Annotated in this window: 16 protein-coding genes and 1 tRNA gene; 9 read left to right on the top strand and 8 right to left on the bottom strand. The window is 69.3% G+C overall.

Annotated elements, in window-relative coordinates; translation table 11 throughout:
• Positions 1–41: 41 nt before the first annotated feature.
• Entirely contained in the window at positions 42–824 is a 783-nt protein-coding gene (locus G9C85_RS01840) for an HAD-IIA family hydrolase (protein WP_166036460.1), read from the bottom strand.
• Between the two features lie 134 nt (positions 825–958).
• Here G9C85_RS01840 and G9C85_RS01835 point away from each other — a divergent pair, with 134 nt between their 5' ends.
• Entirely contained in the window at positions 959–1978 is a 1020-nt protein-coding gene (locus G9C85_RS01835) for a phosphotransferase family protein (protein WP_166036459.1), read from the top strand.
• Between the two features lie 51 nt (positions 1979–2029).
• Here G9C85_RS01835 and G9C85_RS01830 read toward each other — a convergent pair whose 3' ends face one another.
• A complete protein-coding gene (locus G9C85_RS01830; RefSeq protein WP_166036458.1) occupies positions 2030–3004 on the bottom strand; it encodes a Gfo/Idh/MocA family protein in 975 nt (324 codons plus the stop codon).
• A 123-nt stretch (positions 3005–3127) separates the two neighbouring features.
• On the opposite strand from G9C85_RS01830, the gene G9C85_RS01825 reads away from it, so the two are divergent.
• From G9C85_RS01825 to G9C85_RS01815, 3 genes are all read left to right on the top strand, one after another.
• On the top strand, positions 3128–3907 hold the full coding sequence (locus G9C85_RS01825) for a hypothetical protein (protein ID WP_166036457.1): 780 nt from the start codon (positions 3128–3130) through the stop codon (positions 3905–3907).
• Positions 3908–3992: 85 nt separating this feature from the next.
• Entirely contained in the window at positions 3993–5882 is a 1890-nt protein-coding gene (locus G9C85_RS01820) for a hypothetical protein (protein WP_166036456.1), read from the top strand.
• 81 nt (positions 5883–5963) lie between these two features.
• Complete coding sequence (locus tag G9C85_RS01815) at positions 5964–6833, top strand: hypothetical protein (RefSeq protein ID WP_166036455.1); 870 nt, start codon at positions 5964–5966, stop codon at positions 6831–6833.
• 230 nt (positions 6834–7063) lie between these two features.
• On the opposite strand, the gene sucD is transcribed toward G9C85_RS01815, so the two are convergent.
• From sucD to G9C85_RS01795, 4 genes are all read right to left on the bottom strand, one after another.
• A complete protein-coding gene (sucD, locus tag G9C85_RS01810) occupies positions 7064–7933 on the bottom strand; it encodes a succinate--CoA ligase subunit alpha (protein WP_166036454.1) in 870 nt (289 codons plus the stop codon).
• Positions 7930–9084 (bottom strand): ADP-forming succinate--CoA ligase subunit beta, encoded by a 1155-nt coding sequence (sucC, locus tag G9C85_RS01805; protein WP_166036453.1) that lies wholly within the window; start codon positions 9082–9084, stop codon positions 7930–7932. The genes sucD and sucC overlap by 4 nt, the downstream gene beginning before the upstream one ends.
• 244 nt (positions 9085–9328) lie before the next feature.
• The gene (locus G9C85_RS01800) at positions 9329–9859 is read right to left on the bottom strand and encodes a 50S ribosomal protein L16 (protein ID WP_166036452.1); all 531 of its coding nucleotides are present in this window, start codon (positions 9857–9859) and stop codon (positions 9329–9331) included.
• 112 nt (positions 9860–9971) lie between these two features.
• Complete coding sequence (locus G9C85_RS01795; protein ID WP_166036451.1) at positions 9972–10961, bottom strand: ABC transporter permease; 990 nt, start codon at positions 10959–10961, stop codon at positions 9972–9974.
• A gap of 274 nt (positions 10962–11235) precedes the next feature.
• Here G9C85_RS01795 and G9C85_RS01790 point away from each other — a divergent pair, with 274 nt between their 5' ends.
• Entirely contained in the window at positions 11236–12501 is a 1266-nt protein-coding gene (locus tag G9C85_RS01790; protein ID WP_166036450.1) for an ABC transporter permease, read from the top strand.
• Between the two features lie 55 nt (positions 12502–12556).
• Here the strand turns inward: G9C85_RS01790 and G9C85_RS01785 are convergent, their stop codons facing one another.
• Positions 12557–14032 carry a Na+/H+ antiporter NhaC family protein gene (locus G9C85_RS01785; protein WP_166036449.1) on the bottom strand — a complete coding sequence of 492 codons (1476 nt, stop codon included), beginning with the start codon at positions 14030–14032 and terminating at the stop codon, positions 12557–12559.
• 279 nt (positions 14033–14311) lie between these two features.
• A tRNA-Glu gene (locus tag G9C85_RS01780) sits at positions 14312–14386 on the bottom strand.
• Between the two features lie 195 nt (positions 14387–14581).
• Here G9C85_RS01780 and G9C85_RS01775 point away from each other — a divergent pair.
• From G9C85_RS01775 to hflX, 4 genes are all read left to right on the top strand, one after another.
• Entirely contained in the window at positions 14582–15322 is a 741-nt protein-coding gene (locus tag G9C85_RS01775; RefSeq protein ID WP_166036448.1) for a fumarylacetoacetate hydrolase family protein, read from the top strand.
• A gap of 83 nt (positions 15323–15405) precedes the next feature.
• A complete protein-coding gene (locus tag G9C85_RS01770; RefSeq protein ID WP_166036447.1) occupies positions 15406–16005 on the top strand; it encodes a twin-arginine translocation signal domain-containing protein in 600 nt (199 codons plus the stop codon).
• Positions 16002–17663, top strand: coding sequence for a GMC family oxidoreductase (locus tag G9C85_RS01765; protein WP_166036446.1), 1662 nt, complete (start codon positions 16002–16004; stop codon positions 17661–17663). Before G9C85_RS01770 ends, G9C85_RS01765 begins: the two co-directional genes overlap by 4 nt.
• A gap of 214 nt (positions 17664–17877) precedes the next feature.
• Complete coding sequence (gene hflX / locus G9C85_RS01760) at positions 17878–19161, top strand: GTPase HflX (RefSeq protein ID WP_166036445.1); 1284 nt, start codon at positions 17878–17880, stop codon at positions 19159–19161.
• Positions 19162–19260 lie beyond the last annotated feature (99 nt).

Below are 19260 nucleotides of genomic sequence, written 5' to 3'. Positions count from 1 at the left end.
TACGGATTCTCGTCCGACGAGGTCGACCGACCGTTCGAGGCTCAGAGCAGGTCGCGGACGCCGGTGACCGCAGCGAACACGTGGTCGGGCGTCACGTCGCTCGCCGCCGCGTCCGCCCGCGTGGCGACGCCGGTCTCGACGAGGACGGTCGTCGCGCCGGCCCGTTCGCCGAACGCGACGTCGGTGTCCAGGCGGTCGCCGACGACGAGCGCGTCCGCGGGATCGCAGCCGAGCCGGTCGAAGACGAGGTCGCGAGTGAACGGATGGGGCTTCCCGAGGACCGCGTCCGGGCGGCGCTCGGCGACCGCGGCGACGGACTCGACGACCGCACCAGACCCGGGGACGAGGCCCTCGTCCGTCGGAATCGTCCTGTCCGGGTCCGTGCCGACGAACCAGTCCACGCCCCTCTCGAACGCCCGGAGCGCGCCCGCGAGTCGGTCGTACGTGAACTCGCGGTCGATCGACGCGACCACGCCGTCCGCCGCCGGCGGCTCCGAGACCACGCGCAGGCCCGCGTCGGCGACCTGCTCGTGCAGACCGCGCTCGCCGACGACGAACGCCGCATCCCCGGCGTGCTCGCTCGCTAGGAACGCAGCCGTCGCCGACCCCGACGTCACCACCTCCTCGGCGGCCGCGGGAACGCCAGCGTCGGCGAGCTTCTCCACGTACGACGCCGGCGTCCGCGTCGGGTTGTTCGTCACGAACGCCACCCGCGCGCCCGACTCCCGGACCGCCCGCACCGTTTCCGCCGCACCCGGGATCGGCGTCGTCCCGCGCAGGATCGTCCCGTCTACGTCGAACACGACCCCATCGAAGTTCGGCATCGCCAGACGCTTCGGGCGACGGGAGCGTAAGCGCAGGGGTCGCGGCGAGCGAACCGACCACCGCGGTCGCGTTCGACCGGCACGGACGGTGAGCGACCGATACGCATACTTGAGTCGACATCGAACGCGCTCGCATGCCCTCCGTCTCCGCGTCGCTCGGTATCGACGACGTCCGTCGCGTCCTCGAGCGCGTCGACGTCGTCGACGATCCCCATTCGCTCCCGTCGACCGCGGTGACGCACGTCGGCGACGGCGTGAACGACGTGTTCGTCGTCGATCCACCGGACCAGGGAGCCGCGCGATTCGTTCTGAAGGTCGGGACGCTCTCGTCGGCCGCGAACCTCCGCGGGGGCGTCGCCGCCGCCCGCGTCCTCCGCGCGTATACGTCCCTCCCCGTCCCGCACGTCCTCGCATTCGACCCCGGCGACGGCGAGCAACCGCCGGCCGTCGCCACGACGTACTGCGACGGCACGCCGCTCGCTTCGGGATTCGACGACGTCGAGAACTTCACCGACCCCGCCGCCGTCTCGCTCGTCGGCGAAACCGTCGACGCGCTCGACGCGATTCCGCCCGAGGCCGCGGTCGGGTACGGGTCCGTTCGAGCCGTCGAATCGGTCGACGACGACCCGCAACTCGTCGCGACCCACGACGACTTCGACGACTGGCTCGTCGGCTACGCGTCCAAGCACTTCGAGTCGCCAGCGCCACACCCGGCCCTGGAGCGCGTCGCGCCCGACGCCCTCGAGTACCTCGAATCCAACCGCGATCGCCTCCCGTCCGACCCGTCGCCCTCGGTCGTCCTCACCGACTTCTCGCCCGGGAACCTCCTCGCGCCCGACGGGCGACCCCCCGCGTCCGTCGACGACCTCTCGGGCCTGATCGACCTCGAACGCGCCAAGATCGGGCCGGCGACGTTCGCCGCGGTGAACCTCGAGTACCTCCTCACGAACGAACTCGACGACCCAACGCCGGTCCAGGAAGCCCTCTACGACGAACTGTCGTTCGGACCAGACCTGCCGCTCCGTGACCTCTACTGGTTGGTCGCGCTCAGTCGACCCGTCAGCGGGCTCGCGACGTGGGAAAACCCCGAGAGCCCCGAGTTCGACCGACGCGCCCGCGCCGTCGCACGCTCCATCGACGCACTCGTCGACTGACGCGGGACGCGGATGCGTGCGAGACGGTCGTCCCGCGTTGCGTTCGACGACTCACTCGAGCACGACGCGCTCGCCGGCGTCGGCGCTCTCGTATATCGCGTCGACGACTTCCATGTTCGCGACCGCCTCCGCGCCGCCAGTCTCCGGCGTCGCGCCGGACGCGACGCAGTCCGCGAAGTGCTCGACCTGCGAGCGGTACTGGTCGCCGGCGTCGAACGTCTCCACGACCTCGCGGCCGTCGGTCCCCCACCGGAGTTCGACGGTGTCCGTACTCGGGTTGAACGCCCCCGCCGGAGCCTCGAGCCAGCCGTTCTCGGCCTCGATCCGGTACCGCTGGACTTCGTGCGTGTCGAACGACGACGACACCTGCGCGGTCGCGCCGTCGTACTCGAGGGTGGCCGCGACGTGCGTGTCGACGCCGCAGTCCCGCGAGTCGACGGTCCGCGCGGACACTGCCGACGGCTCGCCGAGGAGCGTGCGCGTGACGTTCACGGCGTAACACCCGACGTCCATGAGGCTCCCGCCGGCCAGGTCGGGGTCGAGTCGGATGTCGTCCGGGCGACCGCGGAGCGGGAACTGGAACGTCGCGAACGCACCGCGCACGTCCTCGAGCTCCTCGGAGACTATCTCGCGCGCTCGCCGCGTTCGCGGATGATACCGGTACATGAACGCCTCCATGAGCGTCACGCCCGCGTCCTCGCAGTGCGCGACCACGTCGCGGGCCTCGTCGGCGTCGACCGCCAGCGGTTTCTCGCAGAGGACGTCCAGACCCGCGTCCGCGGCCGCCTTCGTCCACTCTGCGTGTGCCGCGTTCGGGAGCGGGACGTAGACCGCGTCGAGCTCCTCGTCCGCGAGCAGCGCCTCGTAGGACCCGTACGCGCGCTCGATGCCGAGGTCGGCGGCGACCGCTCGCGCGCGCTCCTCGCTCCGGGACGCGATGGCTACGGCCTCGTGCTCGCTCCGCTGGATCGCCGGTATCACCGCCTTCACGCCGATGTTCGCCGTCGAGATGATGCCCAGTCGCATACCGACGACCACCACGCGAGCGAAGTTAACGTCCCGGGTCGACCCCAGATGACTAACAAAGTGAGAGAACTCGATGGGGAAAATTTAACTTCTCACGGTACAGGTTTGTTAGCCAGTACCCCGATGTCCGAACCCACCAGCACCAGTCCCGAGGCCGGTCGGTCGGACACGCTCGACGTCGAGGACCTGTTCGGCACCGACGACACGGACGTCTCCATCGACGACGAAGCGTCCGACGACCACACGACCACGCCCGACACCGCGACGACGCCCGGGCCGGAGGACACGACCGCGAACGAACTGTTCCAGCAGCTGCGCGACGAACACGACGACGACGACTCGGCGACCGCCGTCACCGACGTCGCCGGGGAGTCCCCAGAGGACATCATGGCTCGCGCCGACGAGGAGGAAGCGCACGTCGACCAGATCGACGACGCCATCCGCGCCGACGAGCGCGCACTCGACGACCTCCTGCTCACCGAACGCCGCGAAGCCGACGGCTTCCTCTGGGTCGAGACCGAGGACGACGCCGAACGCACCGCCGACGTCTCGTCGCTGTTCGCGACCGGCGACGACGAGGCGTCCGCCGACACTACCGTCGACGACGCGACCGCGATAGACGACCCCGCCACCGGCAGGGACGACTTCTCGCTGTCCGACGACGCCGGGTCCGGTTCGTTCGAGGAGCGCGCCGCGACGTTCGACGACGTCGACCTCGACGACGCGGCAGTCACCGACGGCGAGGACCCCGACGACGCGGCGGTCACCGACGACGAGGACCCCGACGCGACCGTGGACGAACCCGACACGTCCGGGGCGTCGGACGAGAGCGCGGACGAACCCGACGACGACGGGGAGAAGGGCGGGTTGGCGTCACGGATTCGGTCGATCCTCACCGGGTAGCGAGCGGTCGGTCCTCGCCAGCGTGCGAGCGATGGTTCGGGGGTCAGGTTTAATTCCTTGCCGGAATATTGGTCCCGTATCGTAAATGACGGGTAACTCAGCGCTCTCTGCGTACGTCGAAATCTGTCGCGGTTTTGGACTATCGAACGACGAGATTCGGGCGATTCACGCTGGGGGCGAGGTCCCCGACGACGTCGACCCGCGGCGAGTCGTCGCGTCGGCCCTCCCCGACAACCCGTCCGCGTCGGCCGTGCACGCGGCGCTCTTGAAGGTCCTCTCGAACTCCTCGCGCGGCATCGACGCCCCACGAGAGTACGAGCAGAGCGAGGTCGGCGCACAACTCGACGCCGTGCTCTCCGCGATCGGCGGGTCGGTCTCGATCACCGACGCGAACGGTGACGCGCTCGCCGCAAGTGGCGCGAATCCGAGTCCGTGGACGGTCGAGGTCGCGGACCCGTCGGGGAACGTGCGCGACCTCTCGTTCTCCTACCCCGCGCACGACCTCGGCGACTCGAACTATCCCGCCATCGTCGACGCCATCGAGACCGCCGTCCTTGACGGCGCCCCGCTCACGTTCGTCCGCCTGGCGGACGACGACCGCTGGCGGTTCGTGCTCGTGAACGAGTCGAACCTGGACTCGCTCCGGTCGAACCTCGGCGATCGCGTCTCCTTCGCCGGCGGCCCGCTGCTGTCCGCCGACCAGGTCGACGCTTTCGTTCCCGACGACCCGGCGCCCGACGCCGCCGCCGACGCCTCCGACGACCCCGACGAGATCTCTCAGGAGGAAGAGGAGGAAGCGATCGGGAACCTCCTGACGACCGACGAGAGCATCGACGACATCCTCACGACGGACGACGAGCCGGACGAGTCCGACCCGGAACCGGACAGTCCGGTCGACGAGAGTCTCGACGACGTCTTCGCGTCGATGGAGAACGACATCGAGGAGGGCGGCGAGCCCGTCGACGCCGACGCCTCTCCGTTCGAACCCGCGGAGCCGGAACCGACCAGTCCGGAACCGACCAGTCCGGAACCGACCAGTTCGGACCCCGAACCCGCGTCGGCGGAACCTGCGGCCGCAGAGCCCGCCAACGGTGCCACGGCCGATGCAGGACCCGGCGACACGGATTCGGTCGACGCGGAGCCGACCGACCCCGAACCGGCGGCGGCGGAAGCGCCGGAACCGGCTGCGGAGGAGGCCGTTGCCGCCGAGCCCGCAGACGGCGACGCCGTCGAGGCGTCGGCCGGGGAAGCGGCAGACGGCTCGACGGATGCGGAACCCGCCGCGACCGAGGAGGAGCCTCAGGAACCGGTGGCCGCCGGGGCGGCGGACACGGAACCGGCTGCGGCCGAGACGGACGAGCCGGACGCGGCTGCGCCCGTGGACGAGGAGCCGGACGCGGTCGATGCGACGTCGGAACCGATAGAAGCGGACGCTCCGGAATCACCGGCCGCGGAGGGGGAAACGACGGAACATCCGCCCGAGGAAGCGGATGCGACGGAAGCGGCTTCCCCAGGGGCAGAACCGGAATCGACGGAGACGGAGCCGGAACCGGTGGAGGCGGAGCCGGTGGAGACGGAACCAGTGGAGACGGAGCCGGTGGAGGCGGAGCCGGCGAGTGCGGAGTCATCGGATGCGGTCGAAGCGGAGTCCACCGATGCAGTGCCGGCAGAGCCGGCGGATGCAGAACGAGCAGAGCCGGAGTCGGCCGATGTCGAAGAGGCAGAGCCCGCAGAGACCGACCCAGTCGACGTCGAGGGAGCAGAGCCCGTGGGAGCCGAATCGGACGACGTCGAGGAGGCTGCGCCCGCCGCTGCCGAGTCGGACCACGTGGAGGAAGCAGAGTCGGCGACGGTCAGCGCGGCGGCATCGTCGGCGGACGGGAGTGCGGACGCGGCGTCGGCGGGTGGTGACGACGGCGGGTCGTCGAAGGGCGCGTTCGGCCGGTTCGCGGCGTGGCTCAAGGGCCTGTTCTGAGGGCGTTCGGTTCCGATCTGGTCCCTGCGACGTCGCTCCGTGCCAGGAACTTTCTTGGTGGGGCCTGCTGGACGTGACAGTATGAGCGACGACGCAGCCGACGAGACCGCCACCGACGCATCCGAGGGACGCGACGACGAGGCGGACGCGCGCGCCGAGGAACTCGCCGGAGCCGCGGGGGACGCGTTCCGCGAAATCGCAGACAGCGGCCCGAAGACCCACGTCTCGGAGCGCTCCGTCGACGACGACGTCGCGGCCGCATCGGACTCGCCCGGTGGCGGGCCGCGGACGCACGTGAGCGAGGAGAGCGTCGACGACATGCTCGACGACATCTTCGACGGCGACGGTGGTGACGAGCCAGTACCCGACCCCGTCGAGCGAACGCGCGAGACGACGAACGATACCTCGTCGAGCGAACGCGCGGAACCGGGTGTCGACGGCAACAGTCAGGACAGCAACGATTCGGTCGACGACTCCGTGGAATCCACCACCAGCGACTCGGACGCGGGCGGCTCCGGCGACTCCGCCGCGACTACCACGTCCGACGCAGACGATACCGACGGCGTGGACACCGAGGGCGCCGGAGCGGGTGACCGGGACGCCGACGTGGACGAGGAGCCGCTATCCGCCGAGGAAGTGGCGCAGGCGCTCGCGGACGCGGACGCCGACGATGGAGAGTCGTTCGGGCGGCCGACGACGGAGGGGAACGAGGCGTTCGAGGACTCCACGGACATCTCGGAGGTCGACCTGGACGCCGACGACGTCGCGGTCGGCGGGTCGACGACGAGCGGGTCGTCGAGCACCGCCGGACCGCTCGCTGGCAGCGGACTCGACGCCGACGCGACCGCGGACGCCGACACCGACGGGACGGCTGCGAGCGGGTCGAACGAGGACACTGACGACGAGCCCAGTGGGTTCTTCGCGCGTCTCAAGGCCTGGCTGTTCGGGTGAAGTCTCGGCCACGACCGCACAGCACAACTCGGCGACGGAACGCCTTTCTCCGCGATCGCCGCGAAATCCCTCTTCGACGCCCAGGAGCCGCGGCTTCACTCGCAGCGGTGGTCTCCCGGGGTGGGTCGGTTCGAGTCTCGACCGCACCGTCGCTACCGAGTGCGAAGCGTCGAAAGAACGAGACCGGGGTCCGGGTCGGACCGGACGGAGTCCGGGCCCGCGTCGAAGCGTTACAGGAAGTCCTCGATGTGGTCGGCGACCTCCTCGGGCGTGTCGCCGACCGGGACGCCCGCATCGTTCAGGGCGTCGATCTTCGACTGCGCCGTCCCGGTACCGCTCCCGGAGACGATCGCGCCCGCGTGACCCATGCGCTTGCCCGGCGGCGCCGTCCGGCCCGCGATGAAGCCCGCGACGGGCGTGTCCATGTGCTCCGCGATGAACTTCGCGGCCTGCTCCTCGTCCTCGCCACCGATCTCGCCGCACATCACGACCGCGTCCGTGTCCTGGTCGGCCTCGAACGCCTCCAGCGCGTCGATGAAGTCCGTCCCGATGATGGGGTCGCCACCGATGCCGATCGCGGTCGTCTGCCCGATTCCGCGGTCGGTGAGGTTCGAGACGACCTGGTACGTCAGCGTCCCCGAGCGAGAGACGAGCCCGACGTTCCCGGACTCGAAGATGTTCCCGGGGAGGATGCCGAGCTTCGCCTCGCCCGGCGTGATGATGCCCGGACAGTTCGGGCCGATGAGGCGCGTGTCGACCTCGCCCAGGCGCTTGTTCACTCGCGCCATGTCCTGGACGGGGACGCCCTCCGTGATGGCGACAGCCAGGTCGATCGGCGCGTCCAGCGCCTCGAAGATCGCGTCCGCAGCGAACGCCGGCGGCACGAAGATGACGCTCGCGTCCGCGTCCTCCTCGCGCGCCGCCTTCTCCACGGTGTCGTAGACCGGGACGCCGTGGACCTCCTGCCCGCCCTTCCCGGGGACCGCACCGGCGACCACGTTGGTGCCATACTCGATCATCTGGCCGGCGTGGAACTTGCCCTCGCCGCCCGTGATACCCTGCACGATGACTCTCGTGTCGTCGTCGACGAATACGCTCATTGCTGGCTCACCTCCTCTGCGTTCTCGACTGCACGCTGCACTGCGTCCTCGAGGGTCTTCTCGACCTCGACCAGGTCCTCGTTCAGAATCTCCATGCCCTCCTCCCAGTTCGTGCCCGCGAGCCGGACGACGACCGGTTTCGGGATCGTGTCGAACTGCTCCAGGGCCGTGTTGATGCCGCGTGCGACTTCGTCGCCACGCGTGATGCCCCCGAAGATGTTGAACACGACGCTATCGACGTTCTCGTCGCTGAATACCATGTCCAGCGCGTTCGTGACGCGCTCGGCCTTCGCACCGCCGCCGATGTCGAGGAAGTTCGCGGGCTTCCCGCCGTAGTGGTCGACGAGGTCGAGCGTCGTCATCACCAGGCCCGCACCGTTCCCGATGATACCGACGTTCCCGTCCAGACGCACGTAGTCGAACCCGTACTCGTCGGCCTTCTGCTCGAGTTCGTCGCCGCCGGCGTTCGCCTCGTCCTCCATCTCCTCGAACCGCGGCTGGCGGAACATCGCGTCCTCGTCGATCTTCATCACGGCGTCGGCCGCGACGACCTCGCGGTCGCTCGTCACCATCACGGGGTTGATCTCGACCTCGGTCGCGTCGCTGTCGTCCCAGAGTTCGTAGACGGTCTGGACGATCTTCGCGACGTCGAGCGCGACGTCCGCCTCGACGCCGGCGTCGTAGACGGCCTTCCGCGCCTGGAACGGATGCATCCCGTACACGGGGTCGACGTGCTCGCGAACGATCGCGTCCGGGTCGTCCTCGGCGACCTGCTCGATGTCGACGCCGCCCTTCGTCGACACCATCACCACGGGCTTGCCCTCGCCGCGGTCCATCGTCACGCCGACGTACAGCTCGTTCACGAAGTCGACGGCGCCCTCGACGAGCACGCGGTCGACGGGGATGCCCTTGAGGTCCATCCCGATGATGGATTCCGCGGCCTCGCGAGCCTCCTCGGCATTGTCGACGAGCTTGATGCCCCCTGCCTTCCCACGTCCACCGACCTGGACCTGGGCTTTGATCGCGACCGGGTATCCGATGTCGTCGGCCGCGGCTACCGCCTCGTCCACCGTCGACGCGAGCGTCGACGGCGGTGTCGGGATGCCGGCGTCGGCGAAGACCTGCTTCCCTTGGTATTCCTGAAGCTTCATGATGTAACTCGTCTCGAAGTACCGACAGCCGCGAGTTAGTAGTATCGAAACGGGCGAGCGTTCGCGCACGGCGACGGGACCGTCGTGGACGACTCGTGGGATCCGTCGCGGACGGCTCGTGGGATCCGTCGCGGACGACTCGGTGATGTCGCTGGCGTCGGTCGCGAGCGCCACGGCTCAGGGTCTTCGGCGTCGGCGTCGTGACGGACGGGGACGTCGGTAGGAGTGCCGGCGTCGCGCGTCCTCAGGAGACGAGGAGTTCCTCGCCGCGTTCGACGTCGATGCGACACGGCGGGCTGATCTTGTTGTACGCGCGCCGGAACGCCTCCTTGCCGGCGGTGGCCTGGTCGACGTCGCAGTACAGCGTGAACAATCGCTCGCCGTCACCGATGCGTGCGGCCGTGCCGACGACCTTCCCGAACGCCTGGCGCATCCCGTCGGAGACGCGGTCCGCGCCCGCACCCGTCGCCTGCTTGTTCTCCCGGATCACGTGGTGCGGGAACTTCCGCAGGATCATCTTGTAGTTGCCCTCGCCGAGCTCCTTGATGAGGTGCCGGTTCGCCGAGAGGCGCGCGGCCTCGAGGCTGCCGTGACGGATCTGGAGCTCCTCGTCGACGCGCAGACTGATCTGGACGGGATAGTCCTCGGGATCGCTCTGCGCGTCGCCCATCTTGTGCTGTGCGATCTTCGACCCAGGGATGCCCGTGATGTACTCGCGCCGCGTGTACGGCGGCTTCGAGATCTCCCGGTACATCGACGCCGGCTTCTCGCTCATGACTCCACGAACTCGGAGCGCGAGGAAAACGATTTCGTTTCTCCCCCCGCCCCAGTGGGCCGACGAGCGACGTCGCGGCGCGATGGCGACCGCGCGACGATCCGGCGAACGGTCAGTTCGTCTCGGTTCGGGGATCGATCGCGCCGAGGCCGACGTCCTGGAGGAAGTTCGCGACGACGCCGAACCCCGCGATGACGATCGTGATCCCCATCACGAACGGGAGGTCGCGCTGCTTGACGGCGACGATACCCATCTGGCCGATGCCGGGGACGTTGAACACGAACTCGAGGACGAACACGTGCACGACGAGCACCGTCACGAGGTCCGCGAGGAACATCGCCATCAGCGGCAGCGCGGCGTTCCGAGCGACGTGGGCCATCACGCGGTACTCGCTCGCGCCCTTCGCTCGCGCGAGCTTCACGAAGTCAGCGGAGACGTACTCCAGGCACTCCGAGCGCGCGTACCGGAGCTGTCCGGCGACGAGCGAGACCGCGAGGATAGCGGCGACGACCGCGAACTGGAGGAGGTGGTCCACCGTCCAGATATTGAAGAGCTCGCCGGGCGTGTAGACCCGCGAGCTCTGCCGACCGATCGTGAAGTCGAGGATGCCGTACTGCTCCTCGAGCGCGAACAGCGCGAGCTCCGCAAAGAAGAAGTTCGGGATGCCGAACCCGAAGTACCCGACCGACTGGACCACTCGGTCGACGTACCCGCCTTTCTTGATTGCGGCGTAGACGCCCAGGCCGATGCCGCCGGCGAAGCCGACGACGACCGCCGGAACGACGTAGACGAGCGTGTACGGGAGGTGTTTCGCGAGCACGTCCAGAACTTCCGGGCCGCCGCGACCGAAGCGCCCCGTCGTCTGTCCCCAGTCCAGCGTCGTTATGTCCCAGAGGTACCCGACGTAGCGCTCCAGGAGCGGTTCGTCGTACCCCTTCGCGGCGAGGAGCGTCTGGATCTGTTCCTCGCTCCCGCCCTGGTACGCCAGCAGGGCCTTGTTCGGGTCCGGCGCGAGCGCCATGAAGAAGAACGCGAGGGACAGCACGGCGTAGAACGAGACGACGCCGAACATGGCGCGGCGCGCGACGTACTGTCGATTCACGACGGAAGCACCTCGGTCCGGCGGGTCACCGTGAAAGCACCTCGGTCCGGCGGGTCACCGTGAAAGCACCTCGGTCCGGCGGGTCACCGTGAAAGCACCTCGGTCCGGCGGGTCACCGTGAAAGCACCTCGGTCCGAGGTCGGACGCACTCGCCCCACTGCATTGGTCGGACGTGGACGCGACGAGACCATATACCGTTCGATGACCAAAGTCAGTGTTTGACACACTGATGGGTTTTTCAACGAGTGCGCCGACGAGTCCGGTAACTACTGGCATGACTGACGTCGACGACCACGCGACGACGGGGACGCCCCCTGATTCGGCGACGGAAGCGACCGCGATCGCCGAGTTCGAGACCGTGGACTGGGACGCGATCGAACCGTCCAGGCGGTCGCTTCGCGCGCGCACGCTCGTCTTCCTCGTCGGCGTCGCCGTCCTCTCGGCTGGCGTCCTCTACGACTACTTCGAGATGCCCCCGAAGCAACCGCTGTTCGAGGGTATCGGCCCAACCACCACGCTGTTCGGCCAGCGGCTCCTCCCCCTGTACTGGGACGTCAGGGGCATCGAGTGGCTGTTCCTAGCGTCGATCCTCGCGTTCGCGTGCTTCGCGGTCGTCCCGCTCGCGAAACAGCCGCGACTCACCCGGTTCTACTGGGAGCGCCTCCGCCGTGACCGATTCGCGACCGGGTCCCTGTTCTTCCTCGCGGCCGTGTTCGTCCTCGGCGTCGTCGGCCCAGTCCTCTACCCGCCCACGATCGACACGGCCGTCCAGAGCCAGCCACCCGCGTTCACGAGCACGCCGATAAACTACTACGTCTCCGACTGCGTCGGCTCCGCGGCAGGCGAGCGCTGCCACGGCACCCTCAGGTACCCGCTGGGGACGAACGCGCTCGGGAAGCCCCTCACCGCGCTCACGATCTCGGGGATGCGCGTCGTCGTCGAGCTCGCGTTCGTCACGTCGCTGTTCATCGTCCCGCTCGCCACCGCCGTCGGCACCGTCGCGGGCTACTTCCGCGGGCGCGTCGACACCGTCCTCATGGGGTACGTCGACGCCCAACAGACCGTGCCCGCGTTCGTCGCGTACCTCCTGCTGGCGTTCTGGGGGCGGTCGCTGTTCCTGTTCGTCCTCGTCTTCGGCCTGTTCTCGTGGGGCGGCATCGCGCGCCTCGTGCGCAGCGAGACCTTGCAGCGCCGCGAGGACCAGTTCGTGCTCGCCGCGAAGAACGCCGGCGCGAGCGACTGGTACGTCATCCGCGAGCACATCCTCCCGAACGTCTCCAATACCGTCGTCACCGCGATGACGCGCATGATCCCGCTCCTCATCCTCCTCCACACCGCCGTCGCGTATATGGGCATGAACAGGATCATGAACGAATCCTGGGGCGAGACCATCGCGAACGGCTTCAACGGCCTCCAGGCCGCGTTCCCGCAGGTCTGGTGGACGCCCGTCGTTCCCACCGTGTTCCTCGCGCTCACCGTCATGGCGTTCGGCGCACTCGGCGACGGCCTCCGGGACGCACTCGACCCGCGGCAGGCGTAGTCGTCGCGGCCGTCTCACCCGGACGAGTCGACGGTGACGAGTCGACGGTGACGGGTCAGTCGTCAGCCACGGCGGGAGACGACTGGTCCGCCTCCGCTGGCGTCGTCACGAACCCGCGACCGACCAGAGTGCTCGCGAAGAGGACGAGCGGCGACAGGAACGCGAAGAAGTAGTACGGCGCGAACCCGGCGAGCCCCCACGCGCCCGCCCAGGGGGCGACGCCGAGGACGCCCGCCATGTAGACGCCGCCGGCGTGCCACGGGATGAGCGCGCCCGTGGGCGTTCCCGCGGATTCGATGGCCCGGGAGAGGTCCGCGGAGTCGAGGTCGTACTCGTCGTAGAGGTTTCGGAGCGTCATCCCCGGGACGACGATGCTCATGTACTGCTGTGCGGAGAAGACGTTCACGAGGACGGCGGAGGCGCCGGTGCTCGCGACGAGGCTCCGGCGGTCGGAGACGAGGGATGCGACCTCGTGGGCGAGCACGGCGAGGACACCGGTGCGCTCGAGCAGGCCACCGAGCGAGAGCGCGAGGACGACGACGGAGATCGTCCACGCGGAGCCGGCGAGGCCACCACTCGCGAGGAGGCCGTCGACGACCTCGACGCCCGTCTCGGGGCTCGTTCCGTTCAGGAACACCGTCCACGCGGTCGTGAAGTCGACGCCCTGGACGACCACGCTGGTGGTGGTGCCGGCGAAGACGCCGGCGACGAGCGTCGGGAGCGCGGGGTAGCCGGCGAGCGCCAGTCCGAACGTCACGGCCAGCGGCACGAACACGAGTAGGGAGAGGTCGTACGCGCCGCCGAGCGCGCCCTGGATCTCGGCGACTTGCCCGGCGGGAATGGCCCCGCCGGCGCGCAGTCCGAGGGCGGCGTAGAGCGCGACGGAGAGGCCGAACGCGAGCAGGGTCCCGTTGCGCATCCCACGGATGTGGTCGTAGAGGTCGGTGTCGGTGACGGCGGCGGCGAGGTTCGTGGTGTCCGAGAGCGGCGACTGCTTGTCGCCGGCGTACGCGCCGGAGAGGATGGCGCCCGCGGTCATCGGCACCGGGATGCCGAGGCCGGAGCCGATGCCGACGAATGCGACGCCGAGCGTCCCCGCCGTGGTCCACGAGGACCCGATGGCGAACGCGACGACCCCGGCGAGGACGGCGGTGACGGGGAGGAACACGGTTGGCGTCAGGACCTCAAGTCCGTACTGCATGAGGCCGGGGATGGTGCCGGCGGCGATCCACGTCGCGATGAGGGCGTAGATGACGAACAGGAGGAGTATCGACTGGAGGCCCGTGAGGAGGCTCTGCGCGGCGCCGTCGTAGAGGTCGTCCCACGAGTAGCCGAGCCAGTACTTGCCGACGAGGCCGGTCAGGACGACGCTCCAGAGCAGCGGCGCGTGCGGTGCGAGCTCGAGGTAGCCGGATCCGATACTCAGGAAGAGGACGATGCCCAGCACGGGAACGAGCGCCTGCCGAAGGCTCGGACGCCGCTCGGGGTCGATGTCCTCGTACGCGAGCGGTTCGAACGAGAGCGATGACACACCCAGAACAAATAACCCGAAGTTATTAAGTAGCACGATTTTATGCGCAATGAGCATGTAGTGTGGTGCCTGAACACACGCTACTGACTCTCAAGCAGGCCCCAGCTGCTGCTTTCCGGCGAACACTCACATCCCCGAGCAACCGTCCGATAGCATCACGCGGCGAACCGGCCCCACAGTGCAGCCTCCAATCCGAGCGATAGGGAGGGCTCAAATCCAGTACAGATTCTACGGCGGACGGGCGACTCGCTATGCTCGTCGTCGTTGTCCGCCGTAGAATGCTCCGTCTGGGATTTGAACCCAGGTCATCGGCTCGAAAGGCCGAAATGATTGGCCGGACTACACCAACGGAGCGCGTATCTGGCTATTCCGGTGGCCAAAATTAAAGGGTTTCGTTCTGTACCGCCGCGCCCCCGCGTCGTCCCCGAGAACAGTTCGCACGACAGCGACCGGAACGCCGCTCGTCGACGACCGGCGTCGCGGCCGTCGACCGGGCGAGGATTCGCTTCTTCCGGAACGCCTACGACGGCGACGCCCGACGGATGGCGTATGAAGCACGTTCGATTCCGCGATCCCGCAGGCGCAATCCGTCGCGGGACCTGGCACGACGACGGCACCGTCTCGTTCGCCGACCAGCGCTACGACCGAGAGGCCGTCGACGTCCTCGCGCCGACCGAGCCGTCGAAGGTCGTCTGCGTCGGCCGGAACTACGTCGAGCACGCCGACGAGATGGACAGCGACGTCCCCGACCGTCCGCTGCTCTTCCTCAAACCGCCGAACGCGGTGGCGAGCCACGGGAGCGACGTGCGGCTGCCCGCGGGGAAGGACCGACTGGACTTCGAGGCCGAACTCGGCGTCGTCGTCGGCGAACAAGCGAGCCATCTCGACGTCGACTCGGCGATGGACGCCGTCGCCGGGTTCACGTGCGTGAACGACCTCTCGAACCGCGACGACCAGCGCGAGGAGACGAACTGGGTGCGAGGGAAGGCGTTCGACGGCGCCGCCCCCATCGGCCCCGTCGTCGCGACGCCGGACGAAGTCCCCGACGACGCGTACGTTCGTTCGTACCTGAACGGCGACCGCAAGCAGGACGGCTCGCTCGACCAGATGGTGTTCTCCGTGCCGGAACTGCTCGCGGAGATCACGACGTACCTCACGCTCGAACCGGGCGACGTCGTCGCGACCGGCACGCCCGCGGGCGTCGGCCGTCTCGAGGACGGCGACGCTGTCCGCGTGGAGGTCGAGGGCGTCGGCGCGCTCGAACACACCGTCTCGGTCCCCGGCGCCTGACCGGCCGCCTCGGTCGTTGCGTGCGAGTCGGCGACCGCGAGTGGCAAGACTCAAGTTTTTAGGCTTGCCTAAGACGGGTGAACATGGAGTTGACGCGCCGGGACGCGATGGGGGCGCTCGCGGCCGCAGGCGTCGCCGTCGGCGCGAGCGTCGTCGCGGACCGCTGGATGGGCGAGGACGCGGATCCGCCCGAGTTCGACGAGCACGCGCTCGCGACGACGATCGCGGTCGGCCGCGCTGTCTACCCGAGCGACGTGGAGAACGTCGAGTCGTTCGTCCGCACGTACGCGCTCACGCGAAGCGAGGACGACGACGCGTACCGCGCGGGGATGGCCGACGCCGTAGCCGCGCTCGACGACTACGCGCGCGAGTGGCGGGACGCGGCGTACGTCGACCTCGGGCCGGAGACGGCCGAGACCGTCCTCCACGAGATGGGCGTGGACGTCGAGGACCCCGACCCCGAGGGCGTTCCCGCCGAGCGCGTCCGGTTCTACCTCGTGAACGAACTCCTGTACGCGCTGTACACGACCGATACCGGCGGCGCACTCGTCGGCGTCGAGAACCCCCAGGGGTACCCCGGCGGTACCGACAGCTACCAGCGCGGCCCGAATCGGTCGCAGGAACTCGAAGGCGGTGGCGACTCGACCCGACAGAGCGAGTTCGCTGGTGGGGAGGACGCATGAGTCCGGCGTCGAGCGGCGATGGCGCAGGGACCGGCGACGTGGACGACGGCGGGGTGGGCGACGGTCGGGATCGGCGTGCGAGCGAGCGCGTGGACGTCTGCGTCGTCGGCGCGGGCCCGGCGGGTGGCCTCGTCGCCGACCGCCTGGCGAGTGCCGGCCACGACGTCGTGGTCCTCGAAGCCGGGCCGCGGTTCGACCCGGCGGACCGCGTCGCCCAGGTCGAGCGCGCCATCCGGCCGAGCTATCACCCGGACGAGGTCTGGGAGATGGGCGGGGAGCGCGACGCGTACACGTCGAGTGGCGAGAAGGGGTACCCGCTGAACGCGGCGCGCGTGAAGGGCGTTGGCGGGTCGACGTTGCACTGGCAGGGGATGGTGTTCCGCCTCCACGAGCGCGACTTCGACGAACACGCGCGCGCCGCCGGCGTCGACCCGTGGCCGATCGCGTACGACGACCTGCGGCCGTACTACGCGACCGCCGAGGACGAACTCGGCGTCGCCGGGACCGCGGGCGACAACCCGTTCGCGCCGCCACGCGAGGACCCGTACCCGATGCCGGGGTTCCCGCCGTCGTACTCGGACTCGCTGTTCGCCGAGGCCTGCGACGCGCTCGAAGTCGCGATGCACACGGTGCCGAACGCGCGGAACTCCGAGACGCGGGACGGCCGACCGGCCTGCCAGGGGTGGGGGACGTGCAAGCCGGTCTGCCCGAGCGGCGCGAAGTACGACGCCACCGTGCACGTCGAACGCGCCGCGGAGGTGGGGGCGCGCGTCGTCGACCACGCGCCCGTCCAGCGTCTCGAACACGACAGCGGCGGTGACGCCGTGACCGCGGCCGTGTATGCGACGCCCGACGGCGAGGAGCACCGTCAGGAAGCCCGCGAGTTCGTTCTCGCCGCCGGCGGCGTCGAGATACCGCGCCTCCTCCTACTCTCCGCGAGCGAGCGGTATCCGCGAGGGCTCGCGAACACATCGGGACTCGTCGGGAAGTACTTCCACGAGCACCTGTTCGCGGGGATGGGCGGGACGCTCGACGAACCCACCAGACAGAACCACGTCGGGTTCCTGACGAGCGAGACCCACCAGTTCTACGACGACGCCGACGCGGACCGCGGCCCGTTCAAGCTCGAATTCCTGAACTACGCCGGCCCCAGCCCGGTCGAACTCGCGCTCGGCGCGGACTCGTTCGGCGACGACCTCCTCGAGGAGTTGCGAGCGAGCTACGGGAACGCCATCGCGATGGGCGGGCTCGCCGCGCAACCCCCTCGCAAGGACAACTACGTCGGACTCGACTCCTCGACCACGGACGACCACGGCAACCCCGTCCCGGACGTCCACTGGTCGATCGGCGACCGCGCACGAAGCACCATTCGGGCCGCCAACGAGAAACAGCGCGATATCCTCGACGAACTCGGCGCGAGCGTCGAGTGGACCGTCGGCCCCGAGAACACCGGCCCCGCCTTCCACCACATGGGGACGACGCGGATGAGCGACGATCCCGAAGCCGGCGTCGTCGACCCCCAGTTGCGCACGCACGACCACCGGAACCTCTCGATAGCGTCCTCCTCGACGTTCGTCCACGGCGGCGCGCTCAACCCGACGCTCACCATCGCCGCGCTCGCGCTCAAGTGCGCCGAGCACGTCCACGAACGACTCTGATGTCCGTGGGAGGTCCTCCCAAGGCGACCATAGGACTAAGACGGGTGGCGGCGCACGCTATGGCATGACGCTCCTTTCTCGTCCCCGCTGACCGGGGACCGAGCGCGGGCCGGCCCCCGGCGGCACCGACTCCCGGTATCGCCACTGGACCGCCCACGGACCGCTCGTATGCGACGCGACCCGCCCGCGTCGACGCGACGGTCGAAACCGACGTATGCAAGAATCACACTCACGACTCGACGGTAGCGAAGCGATCGTCGTCGCGCGAAGCGAGACGGACCGACCGGACCCGACCGAGATAACGCGCTTAGCGGAAGCCGCGGGGTTCGCGGTCGCCGACGCGGTCACCCAGCGGCGCCGCGAGGACCCCGGGACCTGGATCGGCCGTGGAAAGGCCGAAGCACTCGCCGAGCGCGCTCGCGACCTCGGCGTCGACGTCGTCGTCTTCGACGGCGGCCTCGACCCCGGCCAGTACGCCGACCTCGTCGACCTCCTCCCCGACGGCGTCGAGCCAGTCGACCGGTACCGACTCGTCCTCGACGTGTTCGCCGACGGCACCGGCGACGAACGCGCCGCGCTCCAGGTGGAGGCCGCGCGGCTCTCGTACGTGCTGCCGCGACTCAGACGCATCACGAAGGTATCGCAACTGTCGAAGGCCGTCGAGAAGGGCAACCCCATCCTCGACGTCGAGGCCCGCATCGACCGCATCGAGAACCAGCTCGCCGATATCGCGGAGCGCGCCGCGGAACGCCGCGAATCCCGGCGCGCGAGCGGCCTCGGCCTCGTCGCAATCGCGGGGTACACGAACGCCGGGAAGACGACGCTCCTCCATCGGCTCGCCGACGACCTGTCGCTCGCGGACGCCGACGCCGAGCACGCGGACCTCACCGACTCGACGCCCATCGAGGATCGACTGTTCGTCACGCTGGAGACCATCACGCGCCAGGGGACGCTCGACGACCTGGACGTCGCGTACACGGACACCGTCGGGTTCGTGGACGCGCTCCCCCACGACCTCGTCGAGTCCTTCAGCGCGACGATAGACGAGGCCGCGAGCGCGGACGTCACGCTACTCGTCGTCGACGCGACCGACGACCCGGAGCGCCTCCGCGAGAAGGTCTCGACGTCCGTCGACGCCATGGGTGACACCGAGGGCCCCGTCGTCGGCGTCCTGAACAAGGTCGACGCCGTCGACGGCCAGACCGCCAGCGCGGAGCGACGAGACACACTCGCCGAGTTCGTCGACGACGTCGTCGCGGTCAGCGCACTCGAGGGCACCGGCGTCGAACGGCTCGAGGAACGCGTCCGGGAGGCGCTCCCGACCGAGACCGCGACGCTTTCGCTCCCGAACGACGGCGACGGCCACCGACTGCTCTCCTGGCTGCACGACCACGCGAGCGTCGACGCCGTCGAGTACGGGTCCACCGTGACGGTCCGACTGAGCGCCCGACCGAGCGTCGTCGAGCGGGCACGCGCTCGCGTCGCCGACCTCGGGTAACACCCGCTCCGATACCCGCCAGAGACGGCTCAGTCCCGACCCTCTTTCCGTGATCGTCTTTCACATGGCGGCTGAACGCATTCCGTCCTTCGCGGACAA

This window comes from Halorubellus sp. JP-L1 (assembly GCF_011440375.1).
In the GTDB taxonomy this organism is placed as follows: domain Archaea; phylum Halobacteriota; class Halobacteria; order Halobacteriales; family Natrialbaceae; genus Halorubellus.
Note: the sequence above shows the minus strand (reverse complement) of the source record. Positions and strands in the feature narration are given on the sequence as shown.

What these genes read in the sequence shown, in the direction of transcription:
- G9C85_RS01840 (WP_166036460.1), bottom strand. Translation starts at nt 824, where the DNA reads ATGCCGAACTTCGATGGGGTCGTGTTCGACGTAGACGGGACGATCCTG.
- G9C85_RS01835 (WP_166036459.1), top strand. Translation starts at nt 959, where the DNA reads ATGCCCTCCGTCTCCGCGTCGCTCGGTATCGACGACGTCCGTCGCGTC.
- G9C85_RS01830 (WP_166036458.1), bottom strand. Translation starts at nt 3,004, where the DNA reads ATGCGACTGGGCATCATCTCGACGGCGAACATCGGCGTGAAGGCGGTG.
- G9C85_RS01825 (WP_166036457.1), top strand. Translation starts at nt 3,128, where the DNA reads ATGTCCGAACCCACCAGCACCAGTCCCGAGGCCGGTCGGTCGGACACG.
- G9C85_RS01820 (WP_166036456.1), top strand. Translation starts at nt 3,993, where the DNA reads ATGACGGGTAACTCAGCGCTCTCTGCGTACGTCGAAATCTGTCGCGGT.
- G9C85_RS01815 (WP_166036455.1), top strand. Translation starts at nt 5,964, where the DNA reads ATGAGCGACGACGCAGCCGACGAGACCGCCACCGACGCATCCGAGGGA.
- sucD (WP_166036454.1), bottom strand. Translation starts at nt 7,933, where the DNA reads ATGAGCGTATTCGTCGACGACGACACGAGAGTCATCGTGCAGGGTATC.
- sucC (WP_166036453.1), bottom strand. Translation starts at nt 9,084, where the DNA reads ATGAAGCTTCAGGAATACCAAGGGAAGCAGGTCTTCGCCGACGCCGGC.
- G9C85_RS01800 (WP_166036452.1), bottom strand. Translation starts at nt 9,859, where the DNA reads ATGAGCGAGAAGCCGGCGTCGATGTACCGGGAGATCTCGAAGCCGCCG.
- G9C85_RS01790 (WP_166036450.1), top strand. Translation starts at nt 11,236, where the DNA reads ATGACTGACGTCGACGACCACGCGACGACGGGGACGCCCCCTGATTCG.
- G9C85_RS01775 (WP_166036448.1), top strand. Translation starts at nt 14,582, where the DNA reads ATGAAGCACGTTCGATTCCGCGATCCCGCAGGCGCAATCCGTCGCGGG.
- G9C85_RS01770 (WP_166036447.1), top strand. Translation starts at nt 15,406, where the DNA reads ATGGAGTTGACGCGCCGGGACGCGATGGGGGCGCTCGCGGCCGCAGGC.
- G9C85_RS01765 (WP_166036446.1), top strand. Translation starts at nt 16,002, where the DNA reads ATGAGTCCGGCGTCGAGCGGCGATGGCGCAGGGACCGGCGACGTGGAC.
- hflX (WP_166036445.1), top strand. Translation starts at nt 17,878, where the DNA reads ATGCAAGAATCACACTCACGACTCGACGGTAGCGAAGCGATCGTCGTC.